Origin of the sequence: Aestuariibius sp. HNIBRBA575 (genome assembly GCF_040932005.1) — a bacterium.
In the GTDB taxonomy this organism is placed as follows: domain Bacteria; phylum Pseudomonadota; class Alphaproteobacteria; order Rhodobacterales; family Rhodobacteraceae; genus CANLNM01.
Window position 1 is genome coordinate 3,282,631 of sequence record NZ_CP162414.1, and the last position, 17,524, is coordinate 3,300,154.

At 54.0% G+C, this 17,524-nt stretch carries 17 protein-coding genes; 8 read left to right on the forward strand and 9 right to left on the reverse strand.

The window, feature by feature from the left end:
• Nucleotides 1-39 precede the first annotated feature (39 nt).
• Genes AB1F12_RS16535 through AB1F12_RS16545 form a run of 3 tightly spaced genes read right to left on the reverse strand, consistent with a single transcriptional unit; the run spans nt 40 to nt 2,775 of the window.
• On the reverse strand, nt 40-1,197 hold the full coding sequence (locus AB1F12_RS16535) for a CCA tRNA nucleotidyltransferase (RefSeq protein ID WP_368185541.1): 1,158 nt from the start codon (nt 1,195-1,197) through the stop codon (nt 40-42).
• On the reverse strand, nt 1,194-1,787 hold the full coding sequence (locus tag AB1F12_RS16540; protein WP_368185543.1) for a CoA pyrophosphatase: 594 nt from the start codon (nt 1,785-1,787) through the stop codon (nt 1,194-1,196). The genes AB1F12_RS16535 and AB1F12_RS16540 overlap by 4 nt, the downstream gene beginning before the upstream one ends.
• Nucleotides 1,774-2,775 (reverse strand): Hsp33 family molecular chaperone HslO, encoded by a 1,002-nt coding sequence (locus AB1F12_RS16545; protein ID WP_368185545.1) that lies wholly within the window; start codon nt 2,773-2,775, stop codon nt 1,774-1,776. The genes AB1F12_RS16540 and AB1F12_RS16545 overlap by 14 nt, the downstream gene beginning before the upstream one ends.
• 79 nt (nt 2,776-2,854) lie before the next feature.
• Between AB1F12_RS16545 and AB1F12_RS16550 the strand changes: the two genes are divergently transcribed.
• Nucleotides 2,855-3,286, forward strand: coding sequence for an NUDIX domain-containing protein (locus AB1F12_RS16550; RefSeq protein ID WP_368185547.1), 432 nt, complete (start codon nt 2,855-2,857; stop codon nt 3,284-3,286).
• Here the strand turns inward: AB1F12_RS16550 and AB1F12_RS16555 are convergent.
• A complete protein-coding gene (locus AB1F12_RS16555) occupies nt 3,283-4,056 on the reverse strand; it encodes a hypothetical protein (protein ID WP_368185548.1) in 774 nt (257 codons plus the stop codon). The two genes, AB1F12_RS16550 and AB1F12_RS16555, sit on opposite strands and share 4 nt — an antisense overlap.
• A 118-nt stretch (nt 4,057-4,174) precedes the next feature.
• Here AB1F12_RS16555 and AB1F12_RS16560 point away from each other — a divergent pair, with 118 nt between their 5' ends.
• The 3 genes from AB1F12_RS16560 (at nt 4,175) to msrA (ending at nt 6,522) form a co-directional block, all read left to right on the forward strand.
• Complete coding sequence (locus tag AB1F12_RS16560; RefSeq protein ID WP_368185549.1) at nt 4,175-5,392, forward strand: argininosuccinate synthase; 1,218 nt, start codon at nt 4,175-4,177, stop codon at nt 5,390-5,392.
• A 74-nt stretch (nt 5,393-5,466) separates the two neighbouring features.
• Nucleotides 5,467-5,754: an SCP2 sterol-binding domain-containing protein gene (locus AB1F12_RS16565; protein ID WP_368185550.1), complete on the forward strand. Its 288-nt coding sequence runs from the start codon at nt 5,467-5,469 to the stop codon at nt 5,752-5,754.
• Between the two features lie 132 nt (nt 5,755-5,886).
• Nucleotides 5,887-6,522 carry a peptide-methionine (S)-S-oxide reductase MsrA gene (msrA, locus tag AB1F12_RS16570; RefSeq protein WP_368188399.1) on the forward strand — a complete coding sequence of 212 codons (636 nt, stop codon included), beginning with the start codon at nt 5,887-5,889 and terminating at the stop codon, nt 6,520-6,522.
• On the opposite strand, the gene AB1F12_RS16575 is transcribed toward msrA, so the two are convergent.
• The gene (locus tag AB1F12_RS16575; protein WP_368185552.1) at nt 6,519-7,394 is read right to left on the reverse strand and encodes a ribokinase; all 876 of its coding nucleotides are present in this window, start codon (nt 7,392-7,394) and stop codon (nt 6,519-6,521) included. The genes msrA and AB1F12_RS16575 overlap by 4 nt on opposite strands.
• Nucleotides 7,394-9,649, reverse strand: a complete 2,256-nt coding sequence (locus AB1F12_RS16580; RefSeq protein ID WP_368185554.1) for an NADP-dependent malic enzyme — start codon at nt 9,647-9,649, stop codon at nt 7,394-7,396. The genes AB1F12_RS16575 and AB1F12_RS16580 overlap by 1 nt, the downstream gene beginning before the upstream one ends.
• A gap of 124 nt (nt 9,650-9,773) precedes the next feature.
• Between AB1F12_RS16580 and mutS the strand changes: the two genes are divergently transcribed.
• Complete coding sequence (gene mutS / locus AB1F12_RS16585) at nt 9,774-12,407, forward strand: DNA mismatch repair protein MutS (protein ID WP_368185555.1); 2,634 nt, start codon at nt 9,774-9,776, stop codon at nt 12,405-12,407.
• Here the strand turns inward: mutS and AB1F12_RS16590 are convergent.
• On the reverse strand, nt 12,404-12,979 hold the full coding sequence (locus AB1F12_RS16590) for a nucleotide exchange factor GrpE (protein ID WP_368185557.1): 576 nt from the start codon (nt 12,977-12,979) through the stop codon (nt 12,404-12,406). The two genes, mutS and AB1F12_RS16590, sit on opposite strands and share 4 nt — an antisense overlap.
• 10 nt (nt 12,980-12,989) lie before the next feature.
• On the reverse strand, nt 12,990-14,054 hold the full coding sequence (hrcA, locus tag AB1F12_RS16595; RefSeq protein WP_368185559.1) for a heat-inducible transcriptional repressor HrcA: 1,065 nt from the start codon (nt 14,052-14,054) through the stop codon (nt 12,990-12,992).
• Nucleotides 14,055-14,171: 117 nt separating this feature from the next.
• Here hrcA and rph point away from each other — a divergent pair, with 117 nt between their 5' ends.
• The 3 genes from rph to hemW are packed head-to-tail and all read left to right on the forward strand — an operon-like array spanning nt 14,172 to nt 16,634.
• Complete coding sequence (gene rph / locus AB1F12_RS16600; RefSeq protein WP_368185562.1) at nt 14,172-14,882, forward strand: ribonuclease PH; 711 nt, start codon at nt 14,172-14,174, stop codon at nt 14,880-14,882.
• The gene (rdgB, locus tag AB1F12_RS16605) at nt 14,882-15,490 is read left to right on the forward strand and encodes an RdgB/HAM1 family non-canonical purine NTP pyrophosphatase (RefSeq protein WP_368185563.1); all 609 of its coding nucleotides are present in this window, start codon (nt 14,882-14,884) and stop codon (nt 15,488-15,490) included. Before rph ends, rdgB begins: the two co-directional genes overlap by 1 nt.
• A complete protein-coding gene (gene hemW, locus AB1F12_RS16610) occupies nt 15,483-16,634 on the forward strand; it encodes a radical SAM family heme chaperone HemW (protein ID WP_368185564.1) in 1,152 nt (383 codons plus the stop codon). The genes rdgB and hemW overlap by 8 nt, the downstream gene beginning before the upstream one ends.
• Here hemW and AB1F12_RS16615 read toward each other — a convergent pair whose 3' ends face one another.
• The gene (locus AB1F12_RS16615; RefSeq protein WP_368185565.1) at nt 16,635-17,519 is read right to left on the reverse strand and encodes a ParB/RepB/Spo0J family partition protein; all 885 of its coding nucleotides are present in this window, start codon (nt 17,517-17,519) and stop codon (nt 16,635-16,637) included.
• Between the last annotated feature and the right edge of the window lie 5 nt (nt 17,520-17,524).

Consider the following 17,524-nt stretch of genomic DNA (forward strand, 5'->3'; position numbering starts at 1 on the left):
CGGATCAATTCATAGCGCAGTTATCGCTTAACCTGAACCTCAGGTATTTGACAGAAGCGTCGTTTTATCCAGCGACATGCCTGACGCGATCCATGCCTGTTCCGCCCGTCTGAGAGTATCGCCGATTTCTGGCCCCTTTAAGGAACTTGGCAGGTCCGCAGCAACCAGCGGAAAAACCTGCGCGGCACCCAGTTTCGCCTCTTCAATCAGATCGGGCTGAACCTCTTGGCCTGACATCGCCGCACGGATGAGCAATATGTCAATCGCCCGGTCTGCGCCATGCCTGTACCCCAGTTCCATCGCGGATTGCATCGCGCCTAAACCGCCCTGAATTACGCTCAGGTTTTTGGCCTCTTTTCGCGATAAACGCAGGTTTAGTGTCACATCTTGTCCGCCGATGATGGCCAGACGACGTATCCAGTCAGGGCCAATTTCAGCCTGCTGTTCCACATGAACAAGGACGGCCAATAGGTCAGGCGCCGCCCCGGGTAGGGCCTGCATCAGCGCACCACAAGCCGCCATAGAAGCGGTCGCCGGCGCTGGATCCTTGGCCAGGAACAGCTTTCGAAGCTCGGCTCCGATCCGTTCCTTGGATAATTTGGCGATCCCTTCGACATGTTCGGCGCAAGCAGCCAGCCCATCAGGGTCCAGCCCTGCGCCCGGATCACCATACCATGCGTGAAACCGGAAAAACCGCAGAATGCGTAGATAATCCTCTCGAATGCGGGCGTTTGGATCGTCGATAAACCGGAAAATCCGCGCATTCAGGTCGGGTATGCCGTCCAGTGGATCGGCAATTTGTCCACGCGCGTCAGCATAAAGCGCGTTCATCGTAAAATCGCGACGATGCGCATCCTCTGTCAGGGTTTTGGCAAATGCGACGACAGCACGCCGCCCATCCGTTTCGACATCCCGACGAAAGGTCGTAATTTCATAAGGGATATGGTTTGCAATTACGGTGATTGTGCCGTGATCTATACCCGTCGGTACCGCGTTGAACCCAGCGCTTTGCGCCAGTTTAATCACCGTTTCGGGATGGGCATCGGTCGATATATCCAGATCATTGACCGGCTCACCCAACAGCGCATTGCGCACACAGCCGCCGACAAACCACGCCTGATATCCTGCGTTTTCCAGCATTGCGCAGACGCGCTGCGACGTGTCAGAGGTGAGCCATTCCGCCGTGATTTGGGTCATGCGTTCATCCGATCCGCAAGCCCGTGCAGCATTCGTGCCGTGGCGCCCCAAATGTAATAAGGACCAAATGGGACCGTGTAATAGTGCCGCCATTTTCCCTGCCAACGACGACGTTCGACATGGAATTCCGCTGGATTAGTGACGTTTTTCAGGGGCACCGAAAACACTTCGGCCACTTCGCCTTGCTCAGCTTGAATGGTGAATTCCCCGTGGATCAAACCCACGACAGGTGTGGCACTAAACCGGGTCACAGTTTCATGGGCGGGCAATTGTCCAAGGATTTCGACCTGATGTCGCGGCAGGCCAATTTCTTCGTTGGCTTCGCGCAGGGCCGTGTCGGCCAGATCGATGTCCGCGTCATCCATCTTGCCCCCCGGAAAGGCGATCTGACCGGGGTGATGTTTCAAACGGGCGGACCGTTTGGTTAGGATGACACGTGCATCTTCGGTCACGCCAATCAGAACGGCGGCGGGACGCAACACGCGATCTTCAGGCAATGTTACGTCGGGGTTCAGATCAAAATCTGAGGATTCCCCGCCGCCTTGGTTCAAGGCCGCGAGGAGGGTTGATCGTAGATCAGGCTTCGTCATTGGCCGTCTTGGTGGCTTCGAACCCCAATGTTTCGGGTTCGAACACATAATGGGACCCACAAAACTGACAATCGGCGGTAACGGTGCCCTCTTTGGTGGTCATATGCGCGATGTCCTTGGCCGAATAGATCGACAGGCTTTCGCGTACACGCGCGGGCGAACAGGAACAGCCGAATTTGACGCTTTGGGCATCAAAGACACGTGGCTTTTCCTCATGAAACAACCGGACCAGCAACTCAGACGGTTGAACCGATGGGCCCACCAGTTCCAAATCTTCGACCGTATCCAGCAAGGTATTTGCACGCGTCCAGTTTTCGCCTTCTGCTTCGTCCAAAATATCCGTGGCAGCCAACAGCCCCTCTTCGCCGGTTGGCTCTTCTTTGTTGGCCAAAGGCGATGCTTTGGGCATTTGTTGCAGCATAACACCGCCTGCCCGCCAGCTTTCGACGCCGCCCGCTAAGGTCGATTTGCCAAACGACAATTGGAACCGAGTCGGCAATTGTTCCGATTGCGCGAAATAGGTTTCCGCACAGGCGGTCAGCGATCCACCCGCAATTGGCGTGATGCCCTGATAGGGTGTGTTGCCTTCGCCTTGGTCGATCAGAATAGCAAAATAACCCTTGCCGATTTCGTCAAACGGCGTGCCGGAATTTAGCAAACGCTCTGCATCATAGGATGCATAGGCGCGGATGCGCGCAGGTTTACCATCCTCGGTTGGGCCATAATAATCGGTCGCGATAATCCGCGCGCCACCATCACCACGCACCTGCAATGACAGTTTCCACCGCAGTTTGATCGTTTGACCAATCAGCGCCGTCAGCAGCGCCATTTCAGCAACCAATGCTTCGACGACGGGGGGGTAATTGTGCTGCTCCAGCACTTGATCCAATACGCCATCCAACCGCGCCACGCGGCCACGGATATCAGAAGCGTCCAACTGAAACGGCAACACAGTGTCGTCCCAAGCAATTTGCGATCCCAGATTCATAGGGTTTCCTAACCAGTTCAGGATTGGCATACCGCGTCCATATAGGTGCGGCAAGTCGTGGTCCAAGGGGGCGAGTGTCATGAGACGTTTTGGAGAGGCCGTCAAGAGCGGTCAAAAATACACGATCCGGCCGGGGGCCTATGCGATTTTGCCCAAATGGGGTGGCTTGCTGTGCACGCTGGAACGGCTGGAAGATTGGGAAGTGCAGCTGCCCGGTGGCGGAATTGATCCCGGAGAAAACCCAATTGCCGCCCTGCACCGCGAAGTGTTTGAAGAAACCGGCTGGAAAATCGCCACCCCGCGCAAAGTTGGGACCTATACACGGTTCTGCTATATGGCGGAATATGACCTGTGGGCGCAAAAAGTGTGCCACATTTACACGGCCCTGCCCGTGCGCAAACATTCCGACCCGTTGGAATCCCATCACACGGCGTTGTGGCTATCCCCAGAAGAAGCGCTAACACAGCTTGCCAATTCCGGGGATCGTCATTTTTTGCAACGCGTGATCTAGTCGATCAGCGGTCTCTTCTCGACGAGATGACCATACAAAGTTGTCAATGCACTGAGGCCAATCATGAACGTAAACCAGTTGATAACAATGCTAAGAATGTCCCGCACAACAACCTGACCAATCATTATTGGTACAAAGCTCGCGGCGACATTCAGAACGGCAAGGAAAAACGCAAATACAAGGACGTCCTTGCTGACCCCAGAAGTTTTGCTCCACGAAGCGCCGATACCAAAATTTTCGTCCTCATTCAGCGCGATGGCAGGCAGACACAACGCGCAACGCATCCATAAAAATCCAGCAAGCGTTCCCATTAAGATACCCGCGAGCACCCCACTTATGCTGAATTGCAGGATATCTTGTTGCCCGTTCAGGGCCGCTTCTTCTAACGATGCCCAAAACAATGCGCTAACAATTGTCGAAATTATCATAGACGGGATCATCAGAATAAGACCGATCAAAACCGAGGTCCAAAAATAGGCGCCGATGCGTTTGTCACCCAAACGCGGAATCCATCTGGGAAACTCTTCTTTTAAAACATACCGATGCCAGGTGATCGCGATCAAGGGAAACAAGACAATACACATTATCAAGATTGCCGGGACCAGAAAGAGTAGCACAGGCGAAGGTTGACCAAGCGATTGGTCCCAACCCATTATGATGAGAACAAACATCCCTGCTAAAATCAACATCGGAACCAAGGTTGCTCTGAGTGCTGCGTGCAAGTTTCCTGTGACCATTTGAAATGCGTGTTTAAATAGCTTCCAACCCATACCAATCTCAGTAATTCTTTCGGACTTATGGCATTGCAGACCGCAATGATTCAACGCCCATCTTGCCCCGCGCCCCAAAACCCGTTAGGCCCCTTTCGTCATTGAACGGAGACCTGCGATGTCCGCGCCTAAAAAAGTCGTCCTCGCCTATTCAGGTGGGCTTGATACGTCGATCATTTTGAAATGGCTTCAAACCGAATACGGTTGCGAAGTTGTCACCTTTACCGCTGACCTTGGTCAGGGCGAAGAGTTGGAACCAGCACGCAAAAAAGCCGAGATGATGGGCGCGTCTGAGATTTACATCGAAGACCTGCGCGAAGAGTTCGTGCGCGACTTTGTGTTCCCAATGTTCCGCGCCAACGCCCTGTACGAGGGTCTGTATCTGCTGGGCACATCCATCGCACGTCCGCTGATTTCCAAACGTCTGGTTGAAATCGCTCAGGCCACAGGTGCCGACGCCGTGTCCCATGGCGCCACCGGCAAAGGCAACGATCAGGTTCGGTTCGAACTGGCCTGTTACGCCCTGAACCCTGACATCGCTGTGGTTGCGCCTTGGCGTGAATGGGACCTGTCCAGCCGAACCAAACTGATTGATTTCGCTGAGAAACATCAGATCCCGATCGCCAAAGATAAACGCGGCGAAGCACCGTTTAGTGTGGATGCCAACCTGCTGCACACATCGTCCGAAGGCAAAGTTCTGGAAGATCCCGCAGAAGAAGCGCCAGAATATGTGCACCAGCGGACCGTCGCCGTTGAGGACGCGCCAGACACGCCAGAAATGATCGAAGTGACCTTTGAAAAAGGGGACGCAGTTGCGATCAATGGCGAAGCGATGTCCCCCGCGACCATCCTGACCAAGTTGAACGAACTGGGTGGCAAACACGGTATCGGTCGGCTTGATCTGGTGGAAAACCGGTTTGTTGGCATGAAATCCCGCGGCATCTATGAAACGCCCGGCGGTACGGTTCTGCTAGAGGCGCATCGCGGCATCGAACAGATCACCCTGGACAGCGGCGCTGGTCATCTGAAAGATTCGATCATGCCGCGCTACGCAGAGCTGATCTATAACGGATTCTGGTATTCGCCAGAGCGTGAAATGCTACAGGCCCTGATCGACAAATCCCAAGAGCACGTGACCGGCACCGTTCGGGTTAAGCTTTACAAAGGTGCGGCGCGCACTGTTGCACGTTGGTCCGATCACAGCCTCTATTCAGAAGAGCACGTCACCTTCGAAGACGATCTGGGCGCCTATGATCAAGCGGACGCGCAGGGTTTTATTCAGTTGAACGCATTGCGTCTGAAACTGCTGGCTGATCGCAAACGTCGTTTGGACTAAACGCCCCAACGTAAGTGTTGTTGAAATTCAAATGCCTCCCTATCGCTGGGGGGCATTTTTATTTCGAGGACATCATGACCCTAACTGACCTACTGCCCAAACTGCAAAAGGGCCTGTCCACACGTCCGTTTGACGGATCGTTGAAATTCGATTGCGGCGCGGATGGCGTGATCGTTCTGGCGGATGGCACCGCGTCGGGACAGGATCGGGAAACCGATTGCACGATCAAAATATCCGCTGGAAACTTGCACAAATTGCTGGCCGGTAAACTGAACCCGATGACCGGTGTGATGATGGGCAAGCTAAAAGTGTCCGGCAATGTGGGCGTCGCAATGAAGCTGGGCGACCTGCTAAAGTCCTGATTTCAATTGTTCCAGTTGGTAAACAAGACGTGAGTTCACGCGCCGGTGAGTTGCGTAATCTGCGAAGAATCCCCAAGGATCGTCCAAAAGGAGTTCATCATGCAGTTTTCTTTGTCGACTTTTAAACCCTATATGCTGGGTGCCGCGATTGCGATCGGGGTTGCAATGCAATGTGGACAGGCGCAGGCGCGCGACGTTCAGACCATGGTGGTTGCAGGCGGTTGTTTCTGGTGCGTCGAAAGCGATTTTGAAAGCGTCACAGGCGTGATCGAAGCGGTGTCTGGCTACACCGGTGGATCCACTGAAAACCCAACCTATCGTCAGGTGACCCGCGGCGGTACAGGGCATTACGAAGCTGTGGAAATCACCTATGACGCAGATCGCGTCAGCTATCGCCAATTGCTGGATCTGTTTTTCCGGTCCGTCGATCCCACGGATGCGGGCGGTCAATTCTGTGATCGCGGTGACAGCTATCGCACGGCTATATTCGTCTCTAATTCAGCGCAACAGGCCCAAGCAGAGGCTGCTCTGTCAGCTGCGCAATCAGAATTGGGGCAACGCATCGTGACCCCTATTCTGTCTGCCAGCCATTTTTATGACGCAGAGGATTACCACCAAGACTACTATGAGGGTCGCAATATCGTGGTGACCCGTGCTGGCCCAAAACGCCAATCAGAGGCGTATAAATTCTATCGTGAAGGCTGTGGCCGGGATGCACGTGTGCGTCAGCTCTGGGGCAATAACGCACCCTTTGTCGATAACCACTAAGGCTTAAACGCCCGGACTTCTTTGAGGTCCGGGATCACGTCCGCCGTGCCATGACGCATCACCATCAGTGCCCCAGCCCGGGTCGCCAAATCAACCGCATCCCATAGCGGTAATCCGCGATCCAGCCCCGCCAGAACGTAGCCAGTGAACGTATCCCCAGCGCCCGTTGTGTCCACAGCATCGACGGGAATGGCCTGATATTCCTGCGCGTCCCAGTCGTTTTGTTGCAAAAACACAAACCCGCCATCGCCGCCGGTCGTGACAATCACGGTTTCGACGCCCAAATCCGCGACGTTCAGCCCTGTTGATTGAAACAATTGTTCCATCTCAACCGCGTTCATGATCAGGAAATCCAGATAAGGCAGAACAGCACGCACTTGGTCCGCATCAAAAGGCGCGGCCGCATAGGCCACCTTTAGTCCCAGTTCATGGGCCAATTTTGCGGTTTCGACCTGCAAACAGGTTTCGTTCTGACAGATCAGCCAGTCACCACGTTCAGCAGACCCAATCGCGCTGCGCATCAGGTTGATCGGGATTGCATCATTTGCCCCGGGATCAAGGATGATCGCGTTTTCACCCTGAGGATCAACGGCAATGATGGCCTGCGCCGTATGTGTGTCAACCTGCGCGATGAACCGGGTATCGACCCCATATTCCGTCAGCCGATCCACCGCCCAGCGTCCATCAACCCCAACCGCACCGATATGTTTGACCTGCGCGCCAGCCCGGGCAGCGGCCACGGACATATTTGCCCCTTTGCCGCCCATAAACACATCGCGTTTGGTCGATGCCAGCGTTTCACCCGGCGCCGGAATATGCGGCACCGAATACACGATATCTTGGTTTATCGAACCGAGGTTCCAAATCGTCATTAGCCAACCTTACATGCCGCAATCACGGCCATGTTCAGGATGTCGTTGACCGTGGACACAGTGGAACAAATCTGGATCGGCTTGTCGATCCCCGCAAGGATTGGGCCGATAACCGTCGCGCCGGCCATTTCCTGCATCAGTTTCACCGAAATCGACGCCGAATGACGCGCAGGCACAACCAACACATTGGCCGGTCCTGTCAGTCGCGAAAACGGATAGGCCGCGGCGGCGTCGGGGTTCAATGCAACATCGACGTTCATTTCACCTTCGTATTCGAAATCAACGCCACGCCGGTCCAGAATTTCGGGTGCGATATGCATCTTTTCGGCCCGTTCAGACACCGGATAGCCAAAGGTCGAGAAGCTGACAAACGCAACCCGTGGCGTCAGGCCTAGCGCTTTGGCCACTTCGGCGCCGCGTTCAGCGATATCGGCCAGATCGTTTTCGTCGGGCCATTCATGGACCAAAGTATCCGCGATCAAAACGATTTTGCCTTTGTGCAGCAGGGCCGACACCCCAACCGCGCCATCATGTGGACCAGCATCAAACACATGATTGATCAGTTCCAACACATGGGCCGATTTGCGGGTCGCGCCTGTAACCATTCCGTCCACGTGACCATGGGCCAGCATCAGGGATGAAAACACATGGCGGTCGCGCGCAGCCAAACGGTGAATATCCTGACGGTCATATCCCTTGCGTTGCAGGCGTTCATAAAGGAAGTCTTTGTACTGTGCCAAATGCTGCGAATTGCCCGCATTCACCACTTCGAGTTCGCGCACAGCGTCCCCCAAACCTTCGGCGGTCAGTTTTTCGCGCACTTCTTCTTCGCGACCAACAACCAGCGCTTTGCCCAAGCCGGACCGTTGATACAGAACCGCAGCACGCAGCACCCGTGGATCGTCACCCTCGGCGAATACCACAGTAGATTGCGCGGCACGGGCACGGGAATTTAGGCCGCGCAGGATCGATGCCGTTGGATCCATCCGTGTTTTCAGCGACAGTTCATATCCCTCCATGTCGACAATGGGGCGACGCGCTACGCCAGTATCCATGCCCGCCTGTGCAACGGCGGTGGGAATGCGGTGGATCAGACGTGGATCAAACGGGGTTGGGATGATGTAATCCCGGCCAAAGGTCAGTTTGGTCCCATAGGCCACGGCCACCTCGTCTGGGACGTCTTCGCGTGCCAGTTCAGCCAAGGCGCGGGCGCAGGCGATTTTCATCTCATCGTTGATGGCGCGGGCGTGGATATCCAGCGCGCCGCGGAACAAGTAAGGGAAACCCAAGACGTTGTTCACTTGGTTAGGATAATCGGACCGGCCCGTGGCAACAATTGCGTCAACCCGAACGGCATGCGCCTCTTCTGGGGTGATTTCCGGATCGGGGTTGGCCATTGCAAAAATCACCGGATTGTCGGCCATGGCTTCGACCATGTCTTGGGTCACAGCACCTTTGGCGGATACACCAAGGAACACATCTGCGCCGATCATCGCCTCTTCTAGGCTGCGCAATTCGGTGTTGACCGCATGGGCGGATTTCCATTGGTTCATACCTTCGGTGCGACCCTGGTAAATCACACCTTTGGTGTCACAAATAATGCAATGTTCGTGTTTCGCACCCATCGCTTTCAGCAGTTCAATACAGGCAATCCCCGCCGCACCAGCCCCGTTCAAAACGATTTTCACGTCTTCGATCTTTTTGCCGGAAATGTGCAACGCATTGATCAGACCCGCCGCGCAAATCACAGCTGTGCCATGCTGATCATCGTGGAACACGGGAATGTCCATTTCCTCTTTCAAACGCTGCTCAATGATGAAGCATTCCGGCGCTTTGATGTCTTCTAGATTGATCCCACCAAAGGTTGGCCCCATCAAACGCACCGCTTCGCAGAATTTATCCGCGTCTTCGGTGTCCAATTCGATGTCGATCGAATTCACATCAGCAAAACGTTTGAACAGGACGGCCTTGCCTTCCATCACGGGTTTACTGCCCAGCGCGCCCAGATTGCCCAACCCCAACACGGCCGTGCCGTTTGAAATCACTGCAACCAAGTTGCCTTTGTTGGTGTAATCATAGGCCAGTTCGGGATTTTCAGCGATATCTTCGCAAGGCACCGCAACGCCGGGGGAATAGGCCAGCGACAGGTCGCGCTGTGTCATCATAGGAACGGTGGCTTGCACCTCCCACTTTCCTGGTGTCGGTTCCAAATGAAATTGCAGCGCGTCTTCGCGTGTTACCCGCGTCTTGGCCATGATTTATCTCCTCTTGCACCTGACACGCATACCGGGTTGTTGGTAGGGGCTGCAATGTCTACGTTTTCGACTTTCGTCGCTAACATTGGCTTTGTAATGTGCGGATCGGAACCAGGGGATCGCAATGAGCACAAAGACAGACAGCGTCACGCCAATGATGGCGCAATTTCTTGATCTTAAATCGGGCTATCCCGACGCCATGCTGTTTTATCGCATGGGGGATTTCTATGAAATGTTCTTTGAGGATGCTGTGGCCGCTGCTGAGGCATTGGATATTGCCCTGACCAAACGCGGCAAACACCAAGGCGCCGACATCCCGATGTGCGGCGTTCCGGTTCATGCCGCTGAACGGTATCTGTTGACGCTGATCCGCAAAGGGTTCCGCGTCGCTGTTTGTGAACAAATGGAAAGCCCCGCCGAAGCGAAAAAGCGCGGGTCGAAATCCGTGGTGAAACGCGATGTGGTGCGGCTGGTAACACCCGGCACATTGACCGAAGAATCCCTGCTGGATGCGCGCCGCCATAACTATCTGGCGGCGTTTTCCCTGATCCGCGACGAAGGCGCGCTGGCTTGGGTTGATATATCCACCGGGACTTTGTCTGTTATGCCCTGTTCGCCACTACACCTTGGACCCGAACTTGCGCGTTTGACCCCACGCGAAGTGTTGCTCAGCGATGCGTCAGATCAAAATTACGGTGAATTAGTGTCTGAAATTGGATCCTCTGTCACGGTTCGTGGTGGGTCCGCCTTTGACAGTACAAACGGTAAACAGCGTCTTTGTGATCTCTATCGTGTTGGGTCGCTGGATGCGTTTGGCACGTTTTCACAGGTCGAAATTTCGGCTCTCGCCGCGCTGGTGGATTATCTAGAGGTCACGCAAAAGGGCAATCTGCCCCTGCTGCGTCCCCCTGTTCGGGAACAGGCAAATGCCGCGATGCAAATTGATGCAGCAACACGTCGTTCGTTGGAATTGACCCATTCGATGACGGGTGGGCGAAACGGGTCATTGTTGCACTGTATTGACCACACAGTCACAGCACCCGGTGCGCGATTGTTGGAACGCCGATTGGCGGCCCCGAGCCGCGCCAAATCAGTGATCCTAGATCGCCAAGATGCGGTTGCGTTTTTTGTCGATCAGCAGGGACTGGGTCACGAAATGCGCAGCGCCTTGCGCGAAGTGGCCGATATTGATCGATCTCTGTCACGTCTGGCGCTGGATCGTGGCGGTCCGCGCGATATGACATCGATCCGAAACACATTGGCCCAAGCCGCAACATTGGCATTGCTCACGTCTGAGGTGGAATTGCCCGCATTGCTGGCCAAATCTTCGGCGGATTTGGTGGGTCATGACGATCTGAGGAAATTGCTGGAATCGGCATTGGTTGCAGAGCCGCCTTTGTTGGCGCGTGATGGCGGGTTCATCGCCCAAGGGTATAATTCCGAGCTGGATGAAGTACGCAAGCTACGTGACGAAGGCCGGTCTGTCATAGCGTCCTTGCAGGCGAAATATTCCGAAATGTCAGGGGTTTCCGCGCTAAAGATCAAGCACAACAATGTACTGGGCTATTTCATCGAAACGACCGCAACCCATGCGGACAAAATGCTGTCAGAACCGCTGTCCGAAACGTTCATTCACCGACAAACCACCGCCAATCAGGTCCGGTTCACAACGGTTGAGCTGAGCGAGCTTGAGACAAAGATTTTGAACGCGGGCGGGCGGGTGCTTGAGATTGAAAACAGTCTCTATGCAGGCCTAAAATCACAAATAGTGGAGCAAGCACCGGTATTGTCGGCCCTGGCGACGGCCTTGGCTGAATTTGATTTGGCCACTGGTTTGGCGGTTTTGGCGCAGGATCGAAATTGGACCCGACCTGAGATTACCGATGGGCGCGACTTTGACATTCGGTCTGGTCGTCATCCCGTGGTGGAACAGGCTCTACGTCAGGCCGGAAACCCGTTTGTTGCCAATGATTGTAACCTGTCAGAGGCATCGATTCATCTGCTGACCGGTCCCAATATGGCGGGTAAATCGACCTATTTGCGACAGAACGCATTGATCGCTGTTTTGGCGCAAATGGGCGGATTTGTCCCGGCTGCGTCCGCCAAAATTGGTTTGGTCAGCCAAGTGTTCAGCCGCGTGGGCGCGTCTGATGATCTGGCACGTGGACGATCGACCTTTATGGTCGAAATGGTGGAAACAGCGGCGATTTTGAACCAGGCAGATGATCGCGCTTTGGTCATTTTGGACGAAATCGGCCGCGGAACGGCGACTTATGACGGGCTGTCAATCGCATGGGCCACGTTGGAACATTTGCATGACGTGAACCGATGCCGGGCGTTGTTCGCCACGCATTATCACGAAATGTCTGCACTGGCGGGCAAGTTGGACAATGTCGAAAATTCCACCGTTGCCGTCAAAGAATGGGACGGAGACGTGATTTTCCTGCACGAAGTGCGACTGGGTACAGCCGATCGCAGCTATGGTGTGCAGGTGGCCCGATTGGCGGGCCTGCCAACCAAAGTGGTGGAGCGGGCCCGGATTGTTTTGGAAGCGTTGGAAAAAGGTGAACAGCGCGGAGAAGCGTCACGTGAAACCTTGATCGATGACCTGCCGCTATTTGCTGCGATGTCATCAGCCCCTCAGCCGGTTGCCTCTCATACATCAGAGGTCGAAGATCGGCTGAAGGATATTTTGCCAGATGAGCTGTCGCCAAGAGAGGCCATTCAGCTCATCTATGATCTCAAAGATCTGCTTTAGGATGCGGGGGTCGAGCTGACACCGACCTGAGCCGGACGCAACAAACGGTCCTGAATCATAAAGCCCTGCGCCATCACCTGAATGATGTCGCCAGCTTTGGTTCCGGGAACCGGTGCTTCGAACATGGCTTGGTGCTGTTGTGGATCAAAACGATCGCCCACTTCTGGCACAATTGGCTCGATCCCGTGTTTCTTAAACACGTTGATCAATTCGCGCATGGTCAGTTCAACACCTTCCAACAGCGCGGCGGATTGCTCTTTGTCGCTTTCCTTAGCGGAATCGAGCGCCCGTTGCAGGTTGTCATAAACCGGCAGCAGATCGCGGGCCAATTTGGTCCCACCGTAATTTTCTGCCTCGCGGCGATCACGATCCGCGCGTTTGCGCGTGTTTTCCAGATCAGCCAGTGACCGGATGAACCGATCTTTCAGCTCATCGCGTTCTGCGATCAGCGCATCAAGCTCGGGGCTTGGCGCGTCTTGCAGTTCAACTACACCGTCTTCGGGTTCGATATCCCCACGCATTTCTGCGGCAATATCTTCCATAAATTGTTCGTCGCTCTTGGGCTCTGCCATGTTTCTTCCTTCAGGCGCGGTCCGAAATTAGTTTGCCAACCAACTGCGCCGTGTAGTCCACAATGGGAACAATCCGCCCATAGTTCAGACGAGTGGGGCCAATAACCCCCACAGCACCGATGATCTTTCGATCAGCGTTCATATAGGGAGAAACCACCAGAGAGGAACCCGAAAGAGAGAAAAGTTTGTTCTCAGAACCAATAAAAATGCGCACACCTTCGCCTTCTTCCGTGAGTTCAAGGAATTGTGCGATATCTTGCTTGCGTTCAAGGTCATCAAAAAGGGTTCTGATGCGATCCAGATCATCCTCTTGGGCCTGATCCGCGAGCAAGTTTCCCCGCCCACGCACGATCAGGCGTTCGGTTGATTCGCCTTTGTTTTCCCAGACGGCGATGCCGCTTTCGACCAGATTGGCGGCCAGCGTGTCGATCTCTTGGCGGCGTGACGCGATTTCTGTGCCGATATTGGCGCTCAGCTCGCTTAATGTGCGGCCCTCTACCAGTGAATTCAGGAAATTCGCCGCCTCACGCATGGACGATGGGGTTTGGCCCGGCGGCGGGGTGAACACCCGATTTTCCACGTGACCATCCGTGAACACCAACACCACCAAGGCCCGGTCCGGTGAAAGCGACACAAATTCAACATGGCGAATTTCGGCTTCGTGTTTGGGGGTTAACACCAGCGAGGCACCCTGAGTCATCCCAGACAACGCAGACCCAACCCGATCCAAAACAGCGCCAATGTCAGAGCTATTATCCGCCATCGTGTCATCAATTTTCTGGCGGTCCTCGCCGCCCAGATCACCAACCTCTAGCAAACCGTCAACAAACAGCCGCAGCCCCTGTTGCGTCGGAATACGACCCGCACTGACATGGGGGGAATCCAGCAATCCCAGAAATTCCAGATCCTGCATCACGTTTCTAATCGTCGCGGCGCTGACCTTTTCTGACATGGAACGTGTTAATGTGCGTGACCCCATCGGCCCGCCCGTTTGCAGGTAACCCTCGACCACACGGCGAAAAACTTCGCGCGAACGATCATTCATTTCCTCCATCAGACGGCCAGCATCATTCATCAACATGTCCTTTGTCACAGTGGCCCCATTAAAACCCGCTTCGGTTTGAGGTCAATGTTGCTTGGAATTCAAAGTGAGGCGCGATATTGCGGCAACAAACGTAAAAAGGATATCTCCATGCGCCCTTCCCGCCGTCAAATTGATGAAATGCGTTCTGTTTCGATTGAAACAGGGGTTACGAAACACGCTGAGGGCTCTTGCCTGATCAAAATGGGCGACACACATGTGCTGTGTACCGCCACACTTGAAGATCGGGTTCCGCCGTTCATCAAAGGATCGGGTCTGGGTTGGGTCACCGCAGAATACGGGATGCTGCCACGGTCAACATCGTCCCGCATGCGCCGCGAAGCGGCGGCTGGCAAACAAGGTGGTCGTACAGTTGAAATCCAACGCCTGATCGGACGCAGCCTGCGGGCGGGTGTAGATCGCGTTGCATTGGGCGAACGTCAAATCACTGTCGATTGCGATGTTATTCAGGCTGATGGTGGCACACGTTGCGCGTCAATCACGGGTGGCTGGGTTGCGCTGCGTTTGGCCGTGAACAAGCTGATGAAAGCCGGTGATGTTACCAGCGATCCGCTGGTTAAACCGGTTTCTGCAATCAGCTGTGGCATCTATGCCGGGCAACCTGTGCTTGATCTGGATTACCCTGAGGATAGCGTTGCGGGTGTGGATGGCAATTTCATCATGACAGGCGATCGTCTGATCGAAGTTCAGATGTCCGCAGAAGGTGCGACATTCTCACGTGATGAAATGAACCGCCTGATGGATCTGGCTAACAAAGGCGTGGCCGAATTGGCAAAACTGCAGATTGAGGCAACAAGCTAATGCGTAAATTTCTCGGGGATCAGCTTTTGATTGCGACGCATAATCGCGGCAAAATGGAAGAAATGCAGGCGTTATTCGCTCCTTATTCCATTTCGCTTTCGTCCAATGCGGATCATCAGCTCCCCGAGCCTGAGGAAACCGAAACCACCTTTATCGGCAATGCCCGGATCAAGGCGCTGGCGGCCTGCAAAGCAACCGGACTGCCTGCTTTGGCGGATGACAGCGGCATTCAGGTCGACGCATTGGGTGGCGCACCCGGCGTTTACACAGCGGATTGGGCAGAAACCCCCAATGGTCGTGACTTTGTCATGGCGATGAAACGCACCCATTCAGAGCTAGAGGCCGTCAATGCGCCCCTGCCCCGCACGGCAAGGTTTTGTTCGACTTTGGTTTTGGTCTGGCCTGATGGCCACGAAGAAATATTTGAAGGCAAAGTCGAAGGTCAGGTCGTGTGGCCCATGCGCGGAACTGTTGGCCACGGCTACGACCCGGTGTTTCAACCAAATGGATATGACATCACATTTGCTGAAATGGACCCCGCAGAAAAAAACCGTATCAGTCACCGCGCCGATGCGTTTAACAAATTGATTGCAGGCTGCTTTGCTTGAAGATTGGCAACATGGCGGGTTTGGGCTCTATGTTCATTGGCCTTTTTGTCAGAGCAAATGCCCCTATTGTGACTTTAATTCGCATGTAAGCAACACAGTTGAGCACGCTGATTGGCGCGCGGCTTTTGTCTCTGAGATTAGGCGAACCGGTGCGTTAACCAAAGGGCGGGTTCTGAGATCCATATTTTTTGGCGGCGGCACACCAAGTCTGATGGAACCAGGGACTGTCAGGGCCATTTTGGATGAAAGTCAAAAACACTGGTCCTGGGCCAATGACATTGAAATTACGCTAGAGGCAAATCCAAGCTCTGTCGAAGCAAACAAGTTCGCGGATTTCGCTGATGCGGGCATAAACAGGGTCTCTTTGGGCGTTCAGGCACTAAATAACACCGATTTAACCAAATTGGGGCGTCTTCACACACACGAAGAGGCGTTGAACGCCCTAGAAATATCAAGAGCACAGTTTAACCGCGTAAGCTTTGATTTGATTTACGGACGTCAAGATCAGTCTCTAAGTGATTGGAAACATGAACTAAAACAGGCATTAGGCTATCGACCTGATCACCTTTCACTTTATCAACTGACCATAGAAGATGGCACTGCCTTTGGAGCGCGTTTTGCAGCAGGCAAATTGCTTGGCTTACCTAACGAAGACCTTGGCGCTGATATGTATGAACTCACCAACCTGCTGTGTGCTGAGAATGGTTTGCAATCCTATGAAGTCTCTAACTATGCGCAAATCGGCTCTGAATCACGTCACAACATGATCTACTGGACAGGCGGTGACTATGTAGGTGTCGGACCCGGGGCGCATGGTCGATTAACACTGGATGGACGTCGGATAGGGACAGAAGCAACGCGCATGCCAAACGACTGGCTGGCGTCAGCGCAAAACGGATGTGTAGCACACGAAACCGTTGAGGAAATTTCCGCTGAGGCCCGAAGATCCGAGTTTCTGCTAATGGGACTGCGGGTAACAGATGGCGTTGATTTGTCTCGTCTGTCAGAACTGTCTGCCGGGCTATCCGATATCAACTGGGCCGAGCCAATAGATCATGGGCTGATAGAGATTAAAGACAACAGAGTTCGCACAACAGAGGCTGGTAAGCCTCTGCTAAATGCTATCTTGCGTCAAATATTGTAATTACCCACCAGACAGCTGACGTAGAAGATCGTCCAGCTGCTCAAGATTGGCGTAGGAGAGAGTTAACTTACCGGATTCTTTGCCAGCGTCGTGGTTAATCGCAACTTTGACACCCAAATTCGCAGCAAGCTCTCTTTCCAACTGAATAGTATCTGCGTCTTTGGTCGTATTACCCCGAACAGTTTTTACCTTTGGCGCTTGTGTCGCCTTCGCGAGCTTTTCCGCGTCGCGCACTGATAGCCCTTCTGAAACGATTTTTTGCGCTATCTCAACCGCATTCTCTTGGCCCACCAGTGTTCTGGCATGCCCTGCGGTTAACTTTCCTTCGACCAAAAGGTCCTGTACCGGATCTGGTAAAGATAACAGACGCATGAGATTGGCAATATGGCTGCGACTTTTGCCCAATGCAGTGGCAAGCTGTTCCTGGGTGTGTCCGAACCGGTCCATAAGTTGACGATAGCCAGCGGCTTCATCCACGGCGTTCAGGTCGGCCCGCTGAATGTTCTCTATGATCGCAACTTCTAAAACTTCGGTATCATTGAAATCTCGCACGATAACCGGAACTTCGTGCAATTGCGCCATCTGTGACGCCCGCCAGCGGCGTTCACCCGCAACGATTTCAAAGTTGCCATCTATCCGTGGTGAATTGCGAACAATCAGGGGCTGAATGATCCCCTTTTCTTTAATAGACGCAGACAGCTCTGTCAGCGCATCCTGGTTAAAGCTACGCCTCGGTTGATCCGGGTTCGGTTCCAACTTCTCAATCGGAAGAATGCGCTCAGCCGCACGATTTCCCTCTTTGTTAGGCTCTTGGAACGCATCGACATCCGCCATAAGCGCCGACAATCCTCGGCCCAAACCACGATTTCTATCTTTTTTGGACATCTTTC